This window comes from Alteromonas sp. KUL49 (assembly GCF_006538345.1).
GTDB lineage: Bacteria > Pseudomonadota > Gammaproteobacteria > Enterobacterales > Alteromonadaceae > Alteromonas.
In genome coordinates this window covers 425799-444312 of sequence record NZ_BJKL01000003.1, presented here as the reverse complement: position 1 = coordinate 444312, position 18514 = coordinate 425799, and the positions used below count along the sequence as shown (strand labels likewise).

The window sequence follows — 18514 nt, the reverse complement described above, 5'->3', positions numbered from 1 at the left end:
TGCAGAGTACATTGAAAGATGGTTCAAGTACTCTGGCCCAACTCTCCATTCCTAACGATCTAGATTTACAAAGTTTGCTGGTTTTGGAATATTCCCCTGGAAATCTAGTATGTTGTTTAAAGTAACAGTAGCGATTTCTCCGAGTGCTTCTCGGGTGAAGAAGCCTTGATGCCCAGTGATAAGTACGTTAGGGAAAGTCTGTAAACGCTGGAATCTATCGTCCTGAATGATATCGTCTGACAAGTCTTTAAAAAACAGTTCAGATTCTTGTTCATAAACGTCGAGACCCAAGTATCCAATCTGCTTGGATTTAAGCCCATCGATGACCGCTTGTGTGTCTACTAAGCCACCACGGGACGTATTTATTAGCATTACTCCCTTTTTCATTTCGTCAATCGACGCAGCGTTGATCAGGTGATGGCTCTCTTCGGTAAGCGGGCAGTGCAGACTAACAATGTCTGCACTCGAAAGCAGTGTATTCAAGGCGACATATTCAACACCTAGAGCGATAACTTCATTATCGGGGTAGGGGTCATAACACAATATTTCACAGCCGAAACCTCGTAGGATTTTCATGGTTGCTTTGCCTATCTTACCACTTCCAACCACACCAACCGTTTTATTGTGTAGGGTGAATCCCATTAAGCCGGCAAGTTCAAAATTGCCTTCTTTCACTCGGTTGTAGGCTTTGTGAGTATTGCGATTTAAGGTGAGTATTAAGGCCAGTGTATGCTCTGCTACTGTTTCGGGGCTGTACGCTGGCACCCGAGAGACGAGAATTCCCAACGCTGTTGCAGCGTCCAAATCGACATTATTAAATCCGGCACAACGAAGGGCGATATGTTTAACGCCTTTGCTTGCAAGAACTTCAAGGGTAGTTTTATCAAGTGTATCGTTAACAAAAACGCAGACAGTGTCGGCATTGTCACATAGTGCTGCCGTGTCGTGATCCAGGGTATGAGGAAAATAGGTGATGTGAATCTCTTGGGCACTCGTTTTCTCCAATACTTGATTGAAGGCGGTTTCGTCATAGCTTTTGGTACTGAAAAACGCGATTTTGTGAGTCACAGTTCATCTCCTTTTGAAGTGTAAACGTAGTAAGTGCGCATCAGGCTTAGTGTTATAGAGTCAACAGATGATGTTTGATAGGATCCAGTATAACGACTTTTAATCTCGGAGGTTTGACATGGATTGTAAAAAAGTAACTTTTTTGGGCCTTGGCGTAATGGGATATACCATGGCAGGCCACTTATCAAAAGCGGGTCATATGGTTACGGTTTTTAACCGAACCACCGCAAAAGCCCATACTTGGGCGCAAGAACATAGCGGCGAATATGAAGTGACCGTGAGTGCTGCGGTAAAAGAAGCCGACATTGTTATGATGTGCGTGGGCGACGACAATGATGTAAAGGCTGTTGGGCTTGAAGCGCTTGATAATATGAAAGCAGGCAGTGTGCTTGTTGATCATACCACCGCATCTGCAGAAGTTGCACGCTGGCTTTATGCTCAAGGTAAAGAGAAAAACATCGCGGTATTAGATGCTCCTGTGTCTGGCGGACAAGCGGGTGCGGAAAACGGCCAACTTACCGTCATGGTTGGCGGTGACAAGGCTGTTTTTGACAGTGTTAAACCGGTAATCGATAGCTTTGCACGCCATAGTCAATTACTTGGAGAGAGTGGCAGCGGTCAATTGGCCAAGATGATGAATCAAATATGTATCGCCGGTATCGTTCAAGGGCTAGCTGAGGCTCTTCACTTTGGTCAAAACGCAGGGCTCGATTGCAATGCAGTGGTCGATGTCATTAGTAAGGGCGCAGCGCAATCGTGGCAGATGGAAAACCGTGCCACTACAATGCTTAAAAACGAGTACGAGTTTGGCTTCGCCGTTGATTGGATGCGCAAAGATTTGGGTATCGCCTTAGATGAAGCTCGACGCAATGGCTCAACGCTCTCGTTAACAGCATTAGTTGACCAATATTACGCTGATGTGCAAAAACTGGGCGGTAGCCGTTGGGATACGTCTAGCTTATTGACCCGTCTAACAAACTAAAAAATAATAGGGTCAGAGTACTTAAATTCGTAAATTAACATTACTCTGACCCCATTAGTTCAGTTTCTTCCACTGGCAACAGCGCAAACGAGTTAGCCTCGGCATATTCATGCAATTGAGATAAACGATTAGCATTGCTCGGGCTGAGTGTGAGTCCGTTGATGGCATTGAGTAGTTTTCGTATACCAAAGCGCTTGTAGAAGGGAGTTTGAGATTCAATCATACACTGCAGCAAGTTTAGTCCAAATGCTGCAGTAGTGGGCGATAGTACAAAAGCCTCGTAGAAGTGTTTCATCGCCGATGGGTAATTCCCTTTTATGAAGAATTGAGTGCCCATTTCGTTGAGTTCAACTGATTGTTGTTCGTTGTAGCCAATCTGTTCACCACCGGTAAAGATAATATCGTCATTCACCACTTGCTCAGAAATCGTTTGCAAGTTGGCGTTCTTTTCTTTGGCTAATGCCATAAGGTGATTGGCTTTATCATCTTCACCAAGACCGTGATGAATTTTTGCAGCAATGACCAGAATACTGGGCTCGGTACGGAGGTGGTTTTCCATGTATCCTGCTTCAAGAAACTGAGAAGCTTTTTGTAGGTCGTTATCAAGCACTGACGAGAACGCTAACAGGTAGTCCCGTTTTTGCAGTGTTTGTGGATCGCTTTGATTTCTACCGGCAATACCAACAAGTTTTCTGGCCTGAGACAAGCTCTCTTTGCGATTGGTCATGGGGGCATCTTCGGCAAGCATCAAGTAAAACTCGGCCAACTCAAAGGTAAAGTCGTTGAATCTGTCCTTGGCGCTACGATGCATCGCACGTTTTTTTTGCAATAAGTCGATGGCTTCCACAACTTTATCCTGCTTTTGATACGCGAGGGACTTTAAGCGTGTGGCAGGTAAACTGAGTTCGCTGAATTTAACTTTGTCTAAAAAATCTTCTACCTGATTGAACGATTGTTGTTCAAAGGATAATGAAGCAAGCCACTCGAATGCGCGGTCACGAGCTAGGCTCGACGTCACCATTTGACTGAGCTCTTGTTGAACTTGCGGCCAAAGTCCCGCCACGTACTGACACTTAATTTTTCCCCATTGTGCCCACAAGACTTTGTCTGACCGTGCAAGTACACTCTCGTAAATTTTCATTGCCGCATGGGTCTGACCTGCTTCCACCAATATGCGGGCCTTTAATCGAGTGACGTCGGCATTTAAACGAGGTGGAATGCCTTCTTTGGTCAAACTCATCAACAATGTAGATGCCCCTTTATAGTCTTGATTGTCTAAGGACTTGAGTACAGGGTCGACAAACTTTCGATAACTTAAATAGTGTTTAACTTGGCGAGTTAACGATGCAATGGTGTAAGGCTTAATCAACAATACATCAGGTTGAATATCGATGATTTGGCCAATAGTTTGAGGCGAACGGTCAGAAGTGAGAAAAATGATGCCCGTGCTTGGGCGAATAAAGTCTGCTTCCCGCAGCATATGGATCCATTCAACGCCATTTCGATCTTGACCCAGATGGAAGTCCATCAGTAACAGCTCAAAGTGTTGCTTGCGCAGGGCACCTTTAAGTTCTGCGCCAGACGCATAGCTGAATACCTCAAGGTTTTTAATTGGCAACAAATGCCCGCGTAACGTTGTACGTGCGGTGGCATTGTCTTCAACTATTGCGATGCGATATTCCACACGGCTCCAAAAAAGTAACTGCAACTGCTTAGTTATAGCTTAACAGCGGATACCATAAAGTGCACGTAGACTAATGGCTTAAGAATACTCACTTTTAGGCTTAACTAGGTATGTAAAATGTATGTAACGTTAGAGTTACAATAATTATCTAATAATAATCACTTTCCGTTTACGTTAAGGTAACAATTTGATTACTATTGTGTCATTAGCATCAGCAAATAGAGACGATAATGCGCAACGTATCCATGTTAGTTAACGGCGAAATCAAAGCCTCAGAAACTACTCAATTTATTCCGGTCACTAATCCTGCAAATAATGAAGTCATTGCTCAAGCGCCTTGTATCACAGACAGTGAAATGGAAGCAGCTATCGCTTCTGCACAAGCTGCATTCGATACGTGGAAAGATGTCCCTGTGGCCGAGCGAGCCAGAGTGATGATGCGCTATCAAGCGTTGCTCAAAGAACATCACGATGAAATCGCTACTATTCTCGCCTCCGAAACGGGTAAGACCTTCGATGATGCCAAAGGCGATGTATGGCGTGGTATCGAAGTAGTAGAACAGGCAATGAATGCGCCAGCACTAATGATGGGGGAGACCGTTGAGAATGTTGCACGAGGCATCGATACCTACAGTATGACCCAGCCCTTGGGGGTTTGTGCGGGAATTACACCCTTTAACTTTCCGGCCATGATCCCCCTGTGGATGTTCCCGTTAGCGATTGCGTGTGGTAACACTTTTGTACTTAAACCATCAGAACAAGATCCACTCACCCCCATGAAACTGGCTGAGCTTTTCCTTGAAGCCGGCGGGCCTGCAGGTGTGCTCAACGTGGTGCATGGTGGTAAAGACCAGGTCACGCCGCTGCTTACCGACCCAAGAATCAAAGCGGTATCCTTTGTTGGTTCAGTACCAGTAGGCCAGCATATCTATAAAACAGCTACGGCTAACATGAAGCGTGCACAGTGTTTTGCTGGTGCTAAAAAACCACTCGGTTATTATGCCTGATGCTAACAAAGACCATGTGCTCAACAATCTGGTGGGTGCGTCGGTAGGCGCTGCCGGTCAGCGTTGTATGGCAATTTCAGTGGCGGTATTTGTCGGTGACTCACAATCGTGGATCCCTGAGTTGGCGTCTCGCATTGCAGAAGTAAAACCAGGTGTATGGGATGATAAAAATGCGGGTTTTGGCCCGCTCATCAGTCCGCAGGCCAAAGCTCGTGTGCTTAGCCTTATTCAGCAAGGTAAAGACGAAGGGGCAGAGTGTTTACTTGATGGTTCTGAATTTACTGTACCAGGATACGAATCTGGCAACTGGGTTGGTCCAACCGTTTTTAGTGGGGTAACTCCTCAAATGGCCATTTACCAAGAAGAGATTTTTGGCCCTGTTTTGTGTTGCATGCAGGTAGAAACTTTGGAAGAAGCTTTAGCTTTAGTTAATGCCAACCCTTACGGTAATGGTACGTCTATCTTTACCAACAGTGGTGCGGCGGCCCGTAAATACCAACGCAATGTGGAAGTGGGTCAAGTGGGTATTAACGTGCCTATTCCTGTTCCTATGCCGTTCTTCTCGTTTACCGGATGGAAAAATTCGTTTTACGGGGATCTACACGCCTACGGCAAACAAGCTATTCGCTTCTACACCGAAACTAAAACCATTACTTCTCGTTGGTTAGAAGACGATATTCCGTCAGGTCCGAACCTTACGATTTCCATTGACTAATAAAAAACAAGAATAACGAATGCAGGCGTTTATTGAGTAATCATAGGCGCCTAACGACAGAGGTAGATTTATGAACTTTGAATTATCAGAGGATCAGTTGGCCTTTGCTGAAACCGCAAAGCAATTTTCCGATCAGGTGTTCGCCCCTAATGCGGCGAAATGGGACAAGGAACATCATTTCCCGGTAGATGAACTTCGTCAAGCAGGCGAGTTGGGTTTTTGCGGTCTATACACGCCTGAAACAGAGGGTGGTTTGGGGCTTTCACGACTAGATGCATCGATTATCTTTGAACAGCTTGCCATGGGCTGCACCACGACAACCGCCATGCTAACTATTCATAATATGGCGACGTGGATGATCGCCACCTGGGGTACCGAAGAAACCAAAGCCCAATGGTGCCCTGATTTGGTGGCAGGTGCAAAACTAGCATCTTATTGTTTAACCGAACCCGGTGCAGGCTCTGACGCGGCGTCACTTAAAACGTCGGCAAAGGCCACAGGTAATGGCTTCCTGCTTAACGGCTCTAAGGTGTTTATCTCGGGCGCGGGTAGTACTGATGTGTTGGTAGTAATGGCCCGCACCGGCGGCGAGGGAGCGAGTGGTGTTTCTGCGTTTGCGGTTCCTGCGAATGCTGATGGCATTATATATGGCAAGCCAGAAGAAAAGATGGGCTGGAATGCTCAGCCAACTCGCATGATTACTTTTGATAACGTAAAGCTTGAGTCACAGTGGCTGCTTGGTGAACTTGGTCAAGGTTTCAAAATGGCCATGCAAGGTTTAGATGGTGGTCGAATTAATATTGCTACCTGTTCCATTGGCACGGCACAGCAAGCACTAAATACCGCACAACAATATCTCAATGAGCGCAGCCAGTTTGGTAAGCCCATAGCGTCTTTTCAAGCACTTCAATTTAAGCTAGCTGATATGGCAACAGAGCTGGTGGCAGCGAGGCAAATGGTTCGTATGGCGGCCAGTAAACTCGACAATGATCACGCAGATAAAACGACTTACTGTGCTATGGCCAAACGCTTTGCGACTGATGTCGGATTTAAGGTGTGCAACGATGCGCTACAGTTACATGGTGGTTACGGCTACATCAAAGAGTACCCGCTAGAGAGACACATGCGAGATGTGCGTGTTCATCAGATCCTAGAGGGAACCAACGAGATCATGCGAGTCATTATTGGCCGTAGATTAGTAAGCGACGAAAGAGAAGTGCTTTAAGCACCTCTCTACAGGGAGAAACAATGTCGAATAATAATAACGTGGTACTGGTTGAAGAGTACCTCACTACCAGTGGACACAAAATTGGCTCACTGGTGTTAAATAAACCGAAAGCGCTAAACGCCCTTGATTTGGATATGGCGAGTATCATGCTCGACGCATTGAATGGGTGGTCAAAAAACGACGAAATTGTATGCGTGGTTATTTCTAGCCATGGTGACAAAGCCTTTTGCGCAGGTGGCGATATTGTTTCAATGTACAACGCAATGAAGACCTCGGACGGCACGATTCCTCCGTTCTTGGAATCGTTCTTCACCACTGAGTACACGTTAGACTACACCATTCACAACTTCTCCAAGCCAATAATTGTGTGGGGAAGTGGCATTGTAATGGGCGGTGGTATGGGCCTCTTATGTGGTGCGAGCCATCGTATTGTTACCGAAACGTCTCGTCTTGCGATGCCTGAAATTACAATAGGTTTGTACCCAGATGTGGGCGGAAGCTATTTTCTTCCGAGATTGCCTGGTAAGTCAGGACTATTTCTTGGGCTAACTGGGGGGAATATGAATGGTGCCGATGCAATGTATGTGGGTTTAGCGGATGCATTAGTCGATAGCAGCCAATTCGACGTTCTACTCGAAAATCTTAAAGAGCATTCATGGGCTGAGGCAAATCTTGGTCAACAAGTGACTACTGTCATTAGTGAACTCTCATCGCCAGTGAACCCTCCGGTATCAAATGTTGAAGCTCATCAAGATTACATTGATGGCCTTTGCAGTGGTGAATCCTGTGCAGAAGTGGTTTCGGCAATTTTGTCTGCTGATATGAATAACGATAAATGGTTAAGCAGAGCGCAGAAAACGCTCAGTGTAGGTTCGCCAATAACTGCGCATCTGGTATTTGAGCAGTGTCAGAGAGGCGCTGAATTATCCTTGGCCGATTGCTTCAAAATGGAAGCTATTATGTCATGCCGTTGTGGTGAGAGTGGTGAATTCCAAGAAGGCGTTAGAGCGCTGTTAATCGACAAAGACAACAATCCCAAATGGCAGTATCCATCGGTGTCAAACGTACCCGCTGAGGTAATAGCCAATTATTTTGCGTCACCCTGGAGCGATGAAACTCACCCTTTGAAGGATTTAGGAGCATAACATGAAAACAGTTGCATTCATCGGTTTGGGCAACATGGGCGGGCCAATGGCCTCAAACCTTATTAAACAGGGTCATAATGTAGTGGTATTTGATCTGGTACAGGCTGCGCTGGAGCAAAAAGTAAAAGAGGGCGCAAAAGCTGCGCATTCTGCGGTAGACGCAGTAGCGGATGCTGATGTGGTGGTGTCTATGTTACCGGCAGCGCATCACGTGGAAGGTCTTTATATCGGCGACTCTGGGATAATCAACGCTGCTAAACCAAATACGCTATTTATCGATTCGTCTACTATTGACGCCGCTACGGCAAAAAGAGTCGGTGAAGCCGTTGAGGTATCTGGAAATACCTTTATCGATGCGCCTGTATCCGGAGGCGTTGCAGGAGCTGCGGCAGGAACATTAACCTTTATCATGGGTGGCACCAATGACGCTGTTGAACGGGCAAAGCCTATACTTTCCTGTATGGGGCAAAACCTGTTTCACGCCGGTGATGTGGGGGCAGGACAAATTGCAAAAATATGCAACAACATGCTGTTGGCGGTGTTGATGTCTGGTACGTCTGAAGCATTGAGTTTAGCCATAGACAACGGTATCGACCCCAAAGTCATGTCAGACATTATGTTACAAAGCTCTGGCTGCAACTGGACGTTACAAAAATACAATCCATGTCCAGACGTGATGGACAATGTGCCGTCGCGAAACGATTACAACGGTGGGTTTATGGTCAAATTAATGAATAAAGACCTAAACTTAGCCATGGAAACCGCTAAAGGCACAGGTTCTGCAACACCACTCGCGGCAGCGGCCCAATCGTTATATCGTCTGCATGAACAAGGTGGATACGCTGACAAAGACTTTTCCAGTATTTTCAAAATGTTTGCTAAGTGATAGTCGTGCCAATGAAGTAAGACTTTTTGACTCAGCATCGGATAAGAAAAAACATAATCAAAGTAAATTGCATAAAAGAAAAGGGCAGGAATTTTTGTATACACTAGCTATTATCTGTTAAAAAAATGATAAAAATCGTTAAGTGTATGAAAATATCGCCAGTACTGCTTTACACCATCATTGTGTCTTTGGGTGGTTTTATCTTTGGATTCGATGCATCTGTTATCTCTGGGACCGCTAATTACCTCACCAGTGAGTTTCAACTCAGCGACATTCAGCTCGGTTTTGTGTTTAGTGCCCCTACGTTAGGCGCTATTATCGCAACCTTGTCAGCCGGCGTACTCTCTGATGTATTCGGGCGCCGCTACCTTCTCAGAATCATTGCATTCCTTTATTTGATTTCAGCAATTGCTTCTGCGTTTTCACCTACCTATGAGCTACTCGTTATTGCGCGATTCGTTGGTGGACTCGCTTTTTGTTCACTTATGGTCGCACCCATGTACATTGCCGAGATTAGCCCGCCTGAAAAACGTGGAAAAATGGTGTCGGTCAATCAACTGAATATTGTTGTTGGATTTTCAGCGGCATATTTTGCGAATTATTACTTGTTGCAAGCAAGCCAAACCACCGCGGATTGGGTAATTACCCTTGGCATTGATACCAATACATGGCGTTGGATGCTAGGTTTAGAGATTATCCCTGCATTGCTTTGGTTTGGTCTACTGTTCACTATACCTCGTAGCCCTCGTTGGCTCGCACTAAAACACAAGGATGAAGAAGCGCAAGCAGTACTGAATACGTTACATGGCGGTGATTCTAAACGCAGTTATGAAGATGAAATTATTCAAATACGAGAGTCTATTAAAGGACAAAATACATCGATTCTGCACAGTCTAAGATTCTTATTTAGCAATAAGATGCGGTTTGCTCTTGTGGTTGGTTTGATTGTCAGTATCGCACAACAGATCACTGGTATTAACACGGTATTTTTCTATGCGCCAAGTATCTTTGAACAAAGCGGTGTTGGCACCAATGCCGCATTTGCACAGGCCATACTGGTTGGTTTAATCAATGTTCTATTTACTGTAGTGGCAATGTATTTTATCGACAAATGGGGGCGTAAACCTTTACTTGTTGTTGGGCTGTCAGGTGTGGTGATTTCAATGGCGTGTATTTCTTATGGCTTTAACCAAGCAACCTATAAGTTAGAGAGTGCAGACATTACTGAAATCGTAGAGCAGCATCCGAAACTGAGTGATATCGCCACCATACAAGACATTGAGTACGACTCGGATGTGGCCTTTAAAAATGCGGTGATCGACTCTGTGGGCAAACCTGAATTTAATGAGGCGCAAGGGCTTGTATTGAGCTTGGCGGGCAATTTAAATGCGACAATCATCCTAGTGGGAATTCTAGGGTTCGTAGCGTCATTTGCAGTATCCCTAGGGCCTGTGATGTGGGTAATGTTCTCCGAAATATTTCCGAATCATATTCGCGGCGTTGCCATTTCGTTTGTGGGCGTGATTAACAGCATGGTGAGCTTTACGGTCACGTTAGTGTTTCCATGGGAGTTGGCGAATTGGGGCGCTGCTACGGTGTTTTTTATCTACGGTGCGTTTGCGGCTATTGGTTTGATACTTGTGGCGAAGTTATTCCCAGAAACCAAAGGTAAATCCCTCGAAGCGCTTGAAGCAGAGTTAACGACTAAATCTGGTGGCACTGACAAGGCGAGTGGTGCTGTTGCCTAAGTAAAGAGGGGAGTCAGATATAACTCCCCACTATTCGTATGATTAGAACTCAACGATGATTCCTAAGGTTGCAGTGTTAACATCTACACTGCTTAGTCCTAATCGTTGAGCTCCAGCTCTGACTCGCCATTGACCAAAATCATACTCCCAGCCCGCGCTGAGGGTGTATCCAGCACCGCTTTCATCAATTGGCGTAGACTCCAAAAGTTCAACTTTGGTTTGGTTGTAGTTAACGCCTACACTGACATATACAGACTGATTGTCTGTCAGCGTGAAATATCGATGGGCATTCAAAGAAATCGCGCTGTAGTCCAGGTCTTCGTCGGCCTCGGTTGCCTCGCCAATGTCATCTTTAGCGATACTGGTACCTGACCCTGTGAGTAAAGTGACTGACGTTCCCCAAGTTGGAGTGAGTTCATAGCCAATGGTGAGCGACGCAACACCTGATGTATCAATATTGTCAGACGATGATGTGTAGTCAGATGAACCAACGCCAAGGTCTAGTCCTATCCATGTATCTGCAGACGCATTATCGGTAAATGTATTTAGCGCCAAAACAAGCGCGATGGGTGTGAGCTTTTTCATTGTTACCTTCCATATAATCACAAAACAGTATCCACATAATATGCAAATCGGTCTTTGCTGTACGGAACACTATGGGACACTCTGTGTCAGTTTGTGACACTGCTTTAATGCGAGGTAACAATGTGTTGCTTACTATTACATTGGGATGCTATTTAACGAAATCTTGAGTCTCAAAGTAGAGGAGTTGGCTTGATTCGCACAGTGAAAAAGTTTGTTCTAACTGTTGTATCTCAGGAACGTCACTTAAATATTTGATGGTATCTGGACAGCTTGTACCCAACACAATGGCATCAAATGAGGGAGCGGCTTGGATTGGAAATATATACAACTGGGTTTGGTTGAGTGGCGTGTGAATCCTATCCCAAACTATCGTAGTTGAATCATCTATTTGGGATAAGTTAGATAAAGAACGCCTGTACACAGGTCGAACAAATCTAAGGTTTTCCTCTTTAAACCACCTCTCGCCATTACGTTCAAAATGCCCCCTAAAAAACTGCACGTCAATCTCGAATGATTCACCATTAATGAGTTGGTTAAGGTCAAACTGATCGGGCAACAAGGTTACAATGTTCTGTTGATAATCGGGTGGGGCATCACCTTGACTGAGTGTCAGTCGTTTCAATAAGTCTGTTTCATTGGCACTGTCTACCAAATAGACTAACTGGTAGTCGTGGGGTGTGGCATATAATGGAAGATGGCTGGCGTAGAGTTCTGCTCCGTCCGTGAATAACACCATGCCGTGAGAGCCTACCCGGTCATGTTCACCGTGATGTTTGTGTGGTTCATTGGAGCTAAACGATGTTGAGCTCAGGAACAGCCACAATATTAATGCAACACTAAAGCTAGCCAAATGCTTCATGGTTTACTCTCTGTCTTTCTGAAAAAGTGTCTTTCGTTTACCTATGGTATTGATTGTTCCATTGTTGTCTTTAACTATTAAGCTACAATAAAGATATTATTGTTTCCAATTTGGAATTGTTTGGGCTGTTTTGGATATAGAAGATTTAAAGAAATTCCTCGTTGTGGCACAAAGCAATAATTTGCATCTTGCATCCGCAGAGTTGCACATCACGCCTGGTGCTTTGTCAAAAACGATTCGACGTATTGAAGATAGACTAAACACACGGTTATTTGATCGTACCGGACGTAACATAGTATTGAATCAACAAGGGGTGAAATTTCGTCAATATGCCTTGCACTTGGTTCATGAGGCAGAGCAGGCAATAAGTGAGTTTACTGGAGAAAGTCGTAAAACTACGGTAAATGTTGTGGGCCCGTCACTGATTCTTCAACATTTCCTTCCTGACGTTGTTTCTAAGGTATCAAGTGAAAGCTTTGAGTTTAATGTTGAAGCCAACTGGGAAGGGCAAGCATTAACAAAGGTCGCTACAGGCCAGTCACATTTAGCGTTTGTCACACGTGTAGCGTTGGATCAAAGTTCCTATACTGTTGATTTTGAGCGTATTGTAATGGGGTCTTCAAAGTTTACAGTTGTTGCATCGAAGCATCATTCCTTATTCAATCAATTTTCTGACGGAGCACTCAACCTTGAACAGCTTTGTCAGTTCGGTTTTGCCTGTCCAGATGTGTCGCCCTTCTGTGGTATTACGCGGGGTAGAGGATCGGATAATTGGCCCGACGAAAAGTCACCGAGAACCATTACTTATCGTTGTAATGATTTTAGTATGTTGATGTCGCTGGTCAAAAATGGAAAAGCGCTGGCGTACGTACCCGATTTCGTCGCCTACAACAATAACTTGGCGGTGATAGACGTGACAGACTTTAATCATGAGTGGGAGGAGCATATTGAGCTCATCTACAAGCCAAGTCTTGCATCAGGCTGGTTAAATCGTTTCGCACATTCTGTTGCAAGGGCAGGGCAACACTAATCTATTGGCTATTACGAATCGCCAGCTCAAGTGTAAATTTTGCGCCGCCCAAACTACTTGTACTTACACTGATCTGTCCATCGTGCCATTTGGCAATTTGTCTAACGATAGCCAACCCTAATCCATGACCATTGTTGCCTGCAGGGTTTGTGGAACTGGATTGTGTGAATGGTATAAAGATACTCTCTTGCTCATTGTCTGGTATGCCGGGGCCATCATCGCTGACCTCAATGACAAAGTTTTGTTTTGAATCGGCGATGTAGGTGTGTACGTGTACTTTACTTGTTGCGAACTTATTCGCGTTAGACAAAAGATTGTTTATTGCGCGTTTCACGGCAAGTCTATCTATTGACAATCGCACGTCGTTATCTACTTGGTGTAGTTCCCAATGAATTCCAACGTGTGATGAAGAGGTTGCAGTGAATTCCTCTAACACTATGGCGGTTATGTTGTAATCGACAAAGGTTACAAGTTCTTTTTCATTGCTGTATCGAGACAACATCAGTGTTTGATTAACCAAGTGATCTAGGTCTTTAATGCTGTTATCAATCGATGTTTTGTAGCGCGCTTTCTTTGATTCGTCAGCCGTATCGTCTAGCATTTCTACAGCGAACTTTAATCGATAGAGCGGTGTTCTCAGATCGTGAGCTATAGCGTTTGTAAGTGTTCTTTGACCAATCAGTAATTGTGAGAGTTTATCCGCCATTAAGTTAAATGTTCGTCCTAGTTTGGCAACAACACTGATTGAAGATACGAATGCTCGGCTTCCAAGCTCACCTTGTCCCAGTTGCTCGGTGGCTGATACCAAACGATTGAGATCTCTCCACAGCGGGTAAACCCATAAAAACATACCAATCGAAATAGCTACAATAAAAACACCGATGAGAATCAAAATGACCGATGCATTTACTGATGTAGTAGGGATCAGGTTCGCCACCAAAAACTGGTTACTGCTATCAACAGGAATGTAAAAAGACACTTGAGACGCGTTAGGCTCTCGCCAAAAGAACCCACCATTGTGCAACATTTCTTTTTCAGTAGGTGTGATTGCTATCTGTGTAGCGGTATACAACGAGAGGTCATAAGGGAATTTATTGCCAAGACTCGCAATTTCATCGGTTAACTCGGTTGCGGACAATCCAGCAAATCTTTGCTTTATTAGTGCGACCGTTCCTTTGGCACCATTATAGATTTCTTCATCAGCAGAAAAGTCAGTGTACAGCTGAATAACAGAGTCAGTTTTATACAGGCGTTTGAGTAAGTATTCTGGTTCGTCATTAACAAATACTATGCCTCCCTCTGAGAGTACCTTCGCTAAGTCTTCGTTAAGCGCTAATGCGGATGTTGAAGTTAACACGATATCAAAGCCGAACTGACCTCGAATATTGTTGAATTCAGAGGCCACGTTGTCTGTGTTATAGGGGGGAAGTGCCGACTCAATTAAGTCAAAGGTGCCCCCATATATTTCGATGTACCTTTGCTCTTCAACGTGTGTGTTGAACTTAATTATCGGGTTAAAGCTACTGGGGTAAATAAGGAAAAATAACGGGGTAAAAACGAGTAACCACAGGCCAATAAAGGATTTAAACATGTTTTATAGTTCCTTCTATAAACACAATTGATAACCAACACCACGTATAGTTTTTATAAGCTCAGTTCCGTCTTTACCTTGAACCTTTTTCCGCAATCTAGAAATTCGCCGGTCAATGGAGCGGTCGAATCCATCGTAGTCGAAACCACGCAGTTGTTGAAGAATATCATCACGACTAACAACATTACCTACTGATTTAATCAAAAGTTCAAGGAGTTCGAACTCTGCACAGGTTAAATCAACCTGTGTATCGTACAAGGTTACAGACCTATCTTTGGTATTTATCTTTAATGGCCCTACAGAAGTCGTCGTTGAGGTATTATGACTTTCATCATTGATCTTTTGCCGCTCTGAACGACGCAGTAGCGCCCTAATTCGACTCAGTAGTAATCTAGGTTGTACTTGTTTAATGACGTAGTCATCAGCGCCAAATTCTAGCCCCATCATCTGGTCGATATCATCTTCAAGGGCGGTTTGCATCAGAATAAAACCGTGATACTCGGCGCGTATCTTTTTACACAGATCCATTCCGCTCATTCCAGGTAGCATAATATCTAGAATAACCAGTGCGGGCTGTGCTTTAACGATATGCTGCATGGCGTCTTCAGCATTGTGAAATATGCTGATGTGGAAACCTTGATTGGTTAGGTACTCACCAATGAGAGTTGCCAATTCGCCGTCATCTTCAACGAGAGCAATTGTATTGTCATGCGCCATGTAGGGTAAACATCCCTTCAAATATGTAGTGGTTGGTATTTTCACCACTGTAACTTATCTAACTGTTAGATATCGTGACAATTTGTGTCAGACATTTGCGTAAATCTGGTAAAATTTCATTTTACTTTTTATCTGAAGATTTATTTATGTGGCGTTGTCCGCTTTGCACTAGCCCAATAGACATTACTCATCAGCCTGTGAAATGTGAGAATAATCACAGTTTTGATAAAGCCAAGTCAGGTTATGTGAACTTACTGCCGGTGCAATTCAAAAAGTCAAAGCAACCGGGTGACGACAAAGCCATGGTTCTCGCACGAAGGGAGTTTCATGAGGCCGGCGGTTATCTGCCTTTGATGGAGGCCATGGTAGATGTTCTAGATAACGAGATCCCCAAAGGCAATAGTCACCCCATTCAGTTGTATGACGCAGGTTGCGGAGAAGGGGCGTATCTTTCGTATTGCTATGACGCTCTTGCTAAACTCGGTTACGAGATCAACGCCAGTGGTAGCGATATTTCAAAAGTAGCGGTTGACCTTGCTGCAAAAAAATCAAGTCGTTGAATTTTGCTGTGGCGAGCAGTTTTGATCTGCCAATCGAAAACGAATCTTTAAATGCGATCATCCAAGTATTCGCGCCGGGTAAAAACGAGGAATATGAAAGGGTTCTAGGAGAAGAGGGAGTTCTTCTTACCGTTGACCCTGCACCAATGCATTTGTTTGAGCTTAAATCGCTTGTGTACGACTCTCCGCGCAAGCACACGCTTCCATCGTCAGAGCGAGAGGGGTTTTCACTTCTCACTACGAAGAACATCCAATTCACGCTAGCTTTTGACGCACCCGAGCAGGCGTTAGCGCTAATAAAAATGACGCCTTTTTATTGGAAGCTTCCCAAAGATAGTATTGATCAAATGTGTCGATCACTCACCCAAGTCACCGCAGATTTTCATTTACAAGTATGGAAGAAAACAGCGTGAACCCAACGGTAAAAAAGACTAGAGCACTCTTTTTGGACAGAGATGGCGTCATTAATGTGGATAAAGGATACGTCTACCAGTTCGAACAGTTTGATTTTGTTGACGGTATATTTGAACTCTTACTGCGCTTTCAAAAAGCCGGTTATCTACCTGTTGTTGTTACCAATCAATCAGGTATTGCGCGAGGCATGTATGAAGTAAGCGACTTCAAGCATTTGATGAACAAGGTACAAGAAGTTTTTACCAGCAAGGGGATCGTAGATGTTCCCGTGTATTTTTGTCCTCATCATCCTGATCAAGGTGATGGAAAGTTCACTGTTGAATGTCAATGCAGAAAGCCAAAGGCCGGTATGTTTTACGATGCAGTAGCAGAGCTAAACATTGATGTTGAAAACAGCATTATGATTGGTGATAGCTGGAGAGACATCGTTGCCGCGCAAACCGCAAGCGTTTCAAAACACTACTTTTTGCGCGGGAAGCCCATTCCACAAAATGCAGATATGACCAACGTTGACATCGTAGAAGGGCTGAACGAGATACAGCCCTAGTTTTGCGAAGAGAACATCGAAAGGTGTTTAATGGCTTGGCTTAGTAGGTCCACATTGAGTTGTTCGTTACTTCTTTCAAGTGTACTTGCATTGGTTAGCGTGTAGCTGCCATTACTGAGGACTTCAGTGCGAATACCATTATGAAGTACGACTACACGTTCACCAGACGTACTCACTAACCAGTTTCGGCTGGGCGCTACTAAGTTTTGCCCCGTAGAGTAGTAACTCGGGCTTGCATTACAACCAAGTACACCGAGCACTGTGGGTGCCAAGTCTTCGGTACTTGCAACACTAGCGGCAATATTCAGGTTGGTGAAAAGCGAGCCTGCTTTTTCCGCATCGCCAAACCCAGTAGCAACAATAATGTTCTGCTCATCGGTATTGGTGCTGTTAAGAAAGCTTTCAATCTGACTTGCGGTCAAAAATGCTACCGACAGTCCGTTAGCCTCAGTAAAAGCGTCAGACGCATAAGATTTTGGAATAACACCCAGATATTGTGTGTCAGCATACACCGACACCGGCATGCCAAACCCTGTAGGTAAAGCGAGTAATACAGGTCTCGCCGTATCTAGGCTCGCTTGATAAATCTCTGGTACACCAAAAAGTACCGAATTCACTAGCCCCTTCACCGAGGTGGCTGTGGTATAGAATTGGTCGAATTGAGTTAAATTTGCAGTTGTACTCGCGCTAATTTCAGCATCATCAATTTGCACTAGCACTGAAAAATCCCGAGTTGTATCGATAGAGCAATACACGGGCTGTGAAGGATAGCGGATCTGATGAATCGTTGAATCAAACTGTAATGCTTTTCGCTCTTGGTAAGCAGTAAGGTCGAGCAGTCCGTAGCGAGACATGGTAGTTTTTGCCGTTGCGGGGTACGACAGCGGAAACATATTGTCCTGTTTGATAATAGGCTGATATAGATTGGCGTCTGCCCATACATGAACAATATGACTTGCCGCGAAGCAGGTGACAAACAATGAGGCGACGGGCATCCCCACTTTAAACTGTGAGAATTTTTCTACACGCTTCCAAATTGCATTAGCTAATACTAATTGAAATCCAAACCACACCAAAAACAACAGAAGTAAAAATACCCACTGTTGCCAGCTAAATACACCAATCTGGTTTTGCGCCTCATTCTTGAGTAAGTCGGCGGCCTGAAAACTAATGTGAAAGCCCGTTCTGTTGTATAGCAAGGCATCGAAGGCAAGTAGCGCCAGCCCAAAGGCTGCCACAGCGGAGGATATTCCTTTGATAAAGCGAGTATTACTGACGAGGTAACACAAGGGGAGTATAAAAATGACAAAACCGAAAAAGGTAAGAAAGCCTATGTGCCCAAGCCAGTTGCTAAGCAAATACACAGTACCCAGCGCGGTACTGGGAATAGGGGATGAAAAGATAAATATTGAGGCTATAACAACAGCGATAATGATATTCGCCAGTGCAAACCAATGTCCCCAGCTAACAAGCTTAGCGACCCGTTGACGTCGAGGTGATTCTGCCAAGATCATAATGGATCCCAGTTAGCTCTTTACACTTTTAACTAAAACGTTGGCAAACTGCGTTGCCATAGCTTCACGGTCTTTTTCCGCTACCTGCGTGTTCAAGATATGGGTAATTACATTACCGAGTACCATGAGCGACAAATCACGGTCGGCGTCTTGTTTTTCAAGAGTAAGAATCACTTCGTTCATTAGCGCTTCGAAATCAGTATTACTGTATCGACTGTTTTGGGGCATTGTAAC

At 44.5% G+C, this 18514-nt stretch carries 17 protein-coding genes and 1 pseudogene; 10 read left to right on the top strand and 8 right to left on the bottom strand.

Annotation, left to right across the window (positions count from 1 at the left end; translation table 11 throughout):
- Positions 1–51 precede the first annotated feature (51 nt).
- Positions 52–1068, bottom strand: a complete 1017-nt coding sequence (locus EYS00_RS07765; RefSeq protein WP_130635983.1) for a 2-hydroxyacid dehydrogenase — start codon at positions 1066–1068, stop codon at positions 52–54.
- A gap of 118 nt (positions 1069–1186) precedes the next feature.
- On the opposite strand from EYS00_RS07765, the gene EYS00_RS07760 reads away from it, so the two are divergent.
- Entirely contained in the window at positions 1187–2050 is an 864-nt protein-coding gene (locus EYS00_RS07760; RefSeq protein ID WP_130635982.1) for an NAD(P)-dependent oxidoreductase, read from the top strand.
- Positions 2051–2090: 40 nt separating this feature from the next.
- Here the strand turns inward: EYS00_RS07760 and EYS00_RS07755 are convergent, their stop codons facing one another.
- Entirely contained in the window at positions 2091–3734 is a 1644-nt protein-coding gene (locus EYS00_RS07755) for a response regulator (RefSeq protein ID WP_130635981.1), read from the bottom strand.
- Positions 3735–3964: 230 nt separating this feature from the next.
- On the opposite strand from EYS00_RS07755, the pseudogene EYS00_RS07750 reads away from it, so the two are divergent.
- The 5 genes and pseudogenes from EYS00_RS07750 (at position 3965) to EYS00_RS07730 (ending at position 10463) form a co-directional block, all read left to right on the top strand.
- A pseudogene (locus EYS00_RS07750) lies at positions 3965–5456 on the top strand (CoA-acylating methylmalonate-semialdehyde dehydrogenase).
- A gap of 70 nt (positions 5457–5526) precedes the next feature.
- Positions 5527–6681, top strand: coding sequence for an acyl-CoA dehydrogenase family protein (locus EYS00_RS07745; protein ID WP_130635980.1), 1155 nt, complete (start codon positions 5527–5529; stop codon positions 6679–6681).
- A 23-nt stretch (positions 6682–6704) separates the two neighbouring features.
- A complete protein-coding gene (locus tag EYS00_RS07740) occupies positions 6705–7829 on the top strand; it encodes an enoyl-CoA hydratase/isomerase family protein (protein WP_130635979.1) in 1125 nt (374 codons plus the stop codon).
- Position 7830: 1 nt separating this feature from the next.
- Positions 7831–8715, top strand: coding sequence for a 3-hydroxyisobutyrate dehydrogenase (gene mmsB / locus EYS00_RS07735; RefSeq protein WP_130635978.1), 885 nt, complete (start codon positions 7831–7833; stop codon positions 8713–8715).
- Positions 8716–8861: 146 nt separating this feature from the next.
- Positions 8862–10463 (top strand): sugar porter family MFS transporter, encoded by a 1602-nt coding sequence (locus EYS00_RS07730; protein WP_130635977.1) that lies wholly within the window; start codon positions 8862–8864, stop codon positions 10461–10463.
- A gap of 42 nt (positions 10464–10505) precedes the next feature.
- On the opposite strand, the gene EYS00_RS07725 is transcribed toward EYS00_RS07730, so the two are convergent.
- Together EYS00_RS07725 and EYS00_RS07720 are read right to left on the bottom strand one after the other, a co-directional pair.
- Positions 10506–11048 carry a porin family protein gene (locus tag EYS00_RS07725; RefSeq protein WP_130635976.1) on the bottom strand — a complete coding sequence of 181 codons (543 nt, stop codon included), beginning with the start codon at positions 11046–11048 and terminating at the stop codon, positions 10506–10508.
- Positions 11049–11196: 148 nt separating this feature from the next.
- Positions 11197–11907, bottom strand: coding sequence for a hypothetical protein (locus tag EYS00_RS07720; protein ID WP_130635975.1), 711 nt, complete (start codon positions 11905–11907; stop codon positions 11197–11199).
- Between the two features lie 130 nt (positions 11908–12037).
- Here EYS00_RS07720 and EYS00_RS07715 point away from each other — a divergent pair, with 130 nt between their 5' ends.
- Positions 12038–12937: a LysR family transcriptional regulator gene (locus EYS00_RS07715; RefSeq protein ID WP_130635974.1), complete on the top strand. Its 900-nt coding sequence runs from the start codon at positions 12038–12040 to the stop codon at positions 12935–12937.
- A 1-nt stretch (position 12938) separates the two neighbouring features.
- On the opposite strand, the gene EYS00_RS07710 is transcribed toward EYS00_RS07715, so the two are convergent.
- Complete coding sequence (locus tag EYS00_RS07710) at positions 12939–14528, bottom strand: ATP-binding protein (RefSeq protein ID WP_130635973.1); 1590 nt, start codon at positions 14526–14528, stop codon at positions 12939–12941.
- A gap of 15 nt (positions 14529–14543) precedes the next feature.
- Entirely contained in the window at positions 14544–15245 is a 702-nt protein-coding gene (locus tag EYS00_RS07705; RefSeq protein ID WP_130635972.1) for a response regulator transcription factor, read from the bottom strand.
- Between the two features lie 146 nt (positions 15246–15391).
- On the opposite strand from EYS00_RS07705, the gene EYS00_RS20910 reads away from it, so the two are divergent.
- Genes EYS00_RS20910 through EYS00_RS07695 form a run of 3 tightly spaced genes read left to right on the top strand, consistent with a single transcriptional unit; the run spans position 15392 to position 16766 of the window.
- On the top strand, positions 15392–15805 hold the full coding sequence (locus tag EYS00_RS20910) for a putative RNA methyltransferase (protein ID WP_242618692.1): 414 nt from the start codon (positions 15392–15394) through the stop codon (positions 15803–15805).
- 8 nt (positions 15806–15813) lie between these two features.
- On the top strand, positions 15814–16218 hold the full coding sequence (locus EYS00_RS20905) for a hypothetical protein (RefSeq protein ID WP_242618691.1): 405 nt from the start codon (positions 15814–15816) through the stop codon (positions 16216–16218).
- The gene (locus tag EYS00_RS07695) at positions 16215–16766 is read left to right on the top strand and encodes a D-glycero-beta-D-manno-heptose 1,7-bisphosphate 7-phosphatase (RefSeq protein ID WP_242618690.1); all 552 of its coding nucleotides are present in this window, start codon (positions 16215–16217) and stop codon (positions 16764–16766) included. The genes EYS00_RS20905 and EYS00_RS07695 overlap by 4 nt, the downstream gene beginning before the upstream one ends.
- Here the strand turns inward: EYS00_RS07695 and EYS00_RS07690 are convergent.
- Together EYS00_RS07690 and EYS00_RS07685 are read right to left on the bottom strand one after the other, a co-directional pair.
- Positions 16763–18280, bottom strand: a complete 1518-nt coding sequence (locus EYS00_RS07690) for a DUF3413 domain-containing protein (protein ID WP_130635970.1) — start codon at positions 18278–18280, stop codon at positions 16763–16765. The two genes, EYS00_RS07695 and EYS00_RS07690, sit on opposite strands and share 4 nt — an antisense overlap.
- A 12-nt stretch (positions 18281–18292) precedes the next feature.
- Positions 18293–18508 (bottom strand): DUF1414 domain-containing protein, encoded by a 216-nt coding sequence (locus tag EYS00_RS07685; protein WP_130635969.1) that lies wholly within the window; start codon positions 18506–18508, stop codon positions 18293–18295.
- Between the last annotated feature and the right edge of the window lie 6 nt (positions 18509–18514).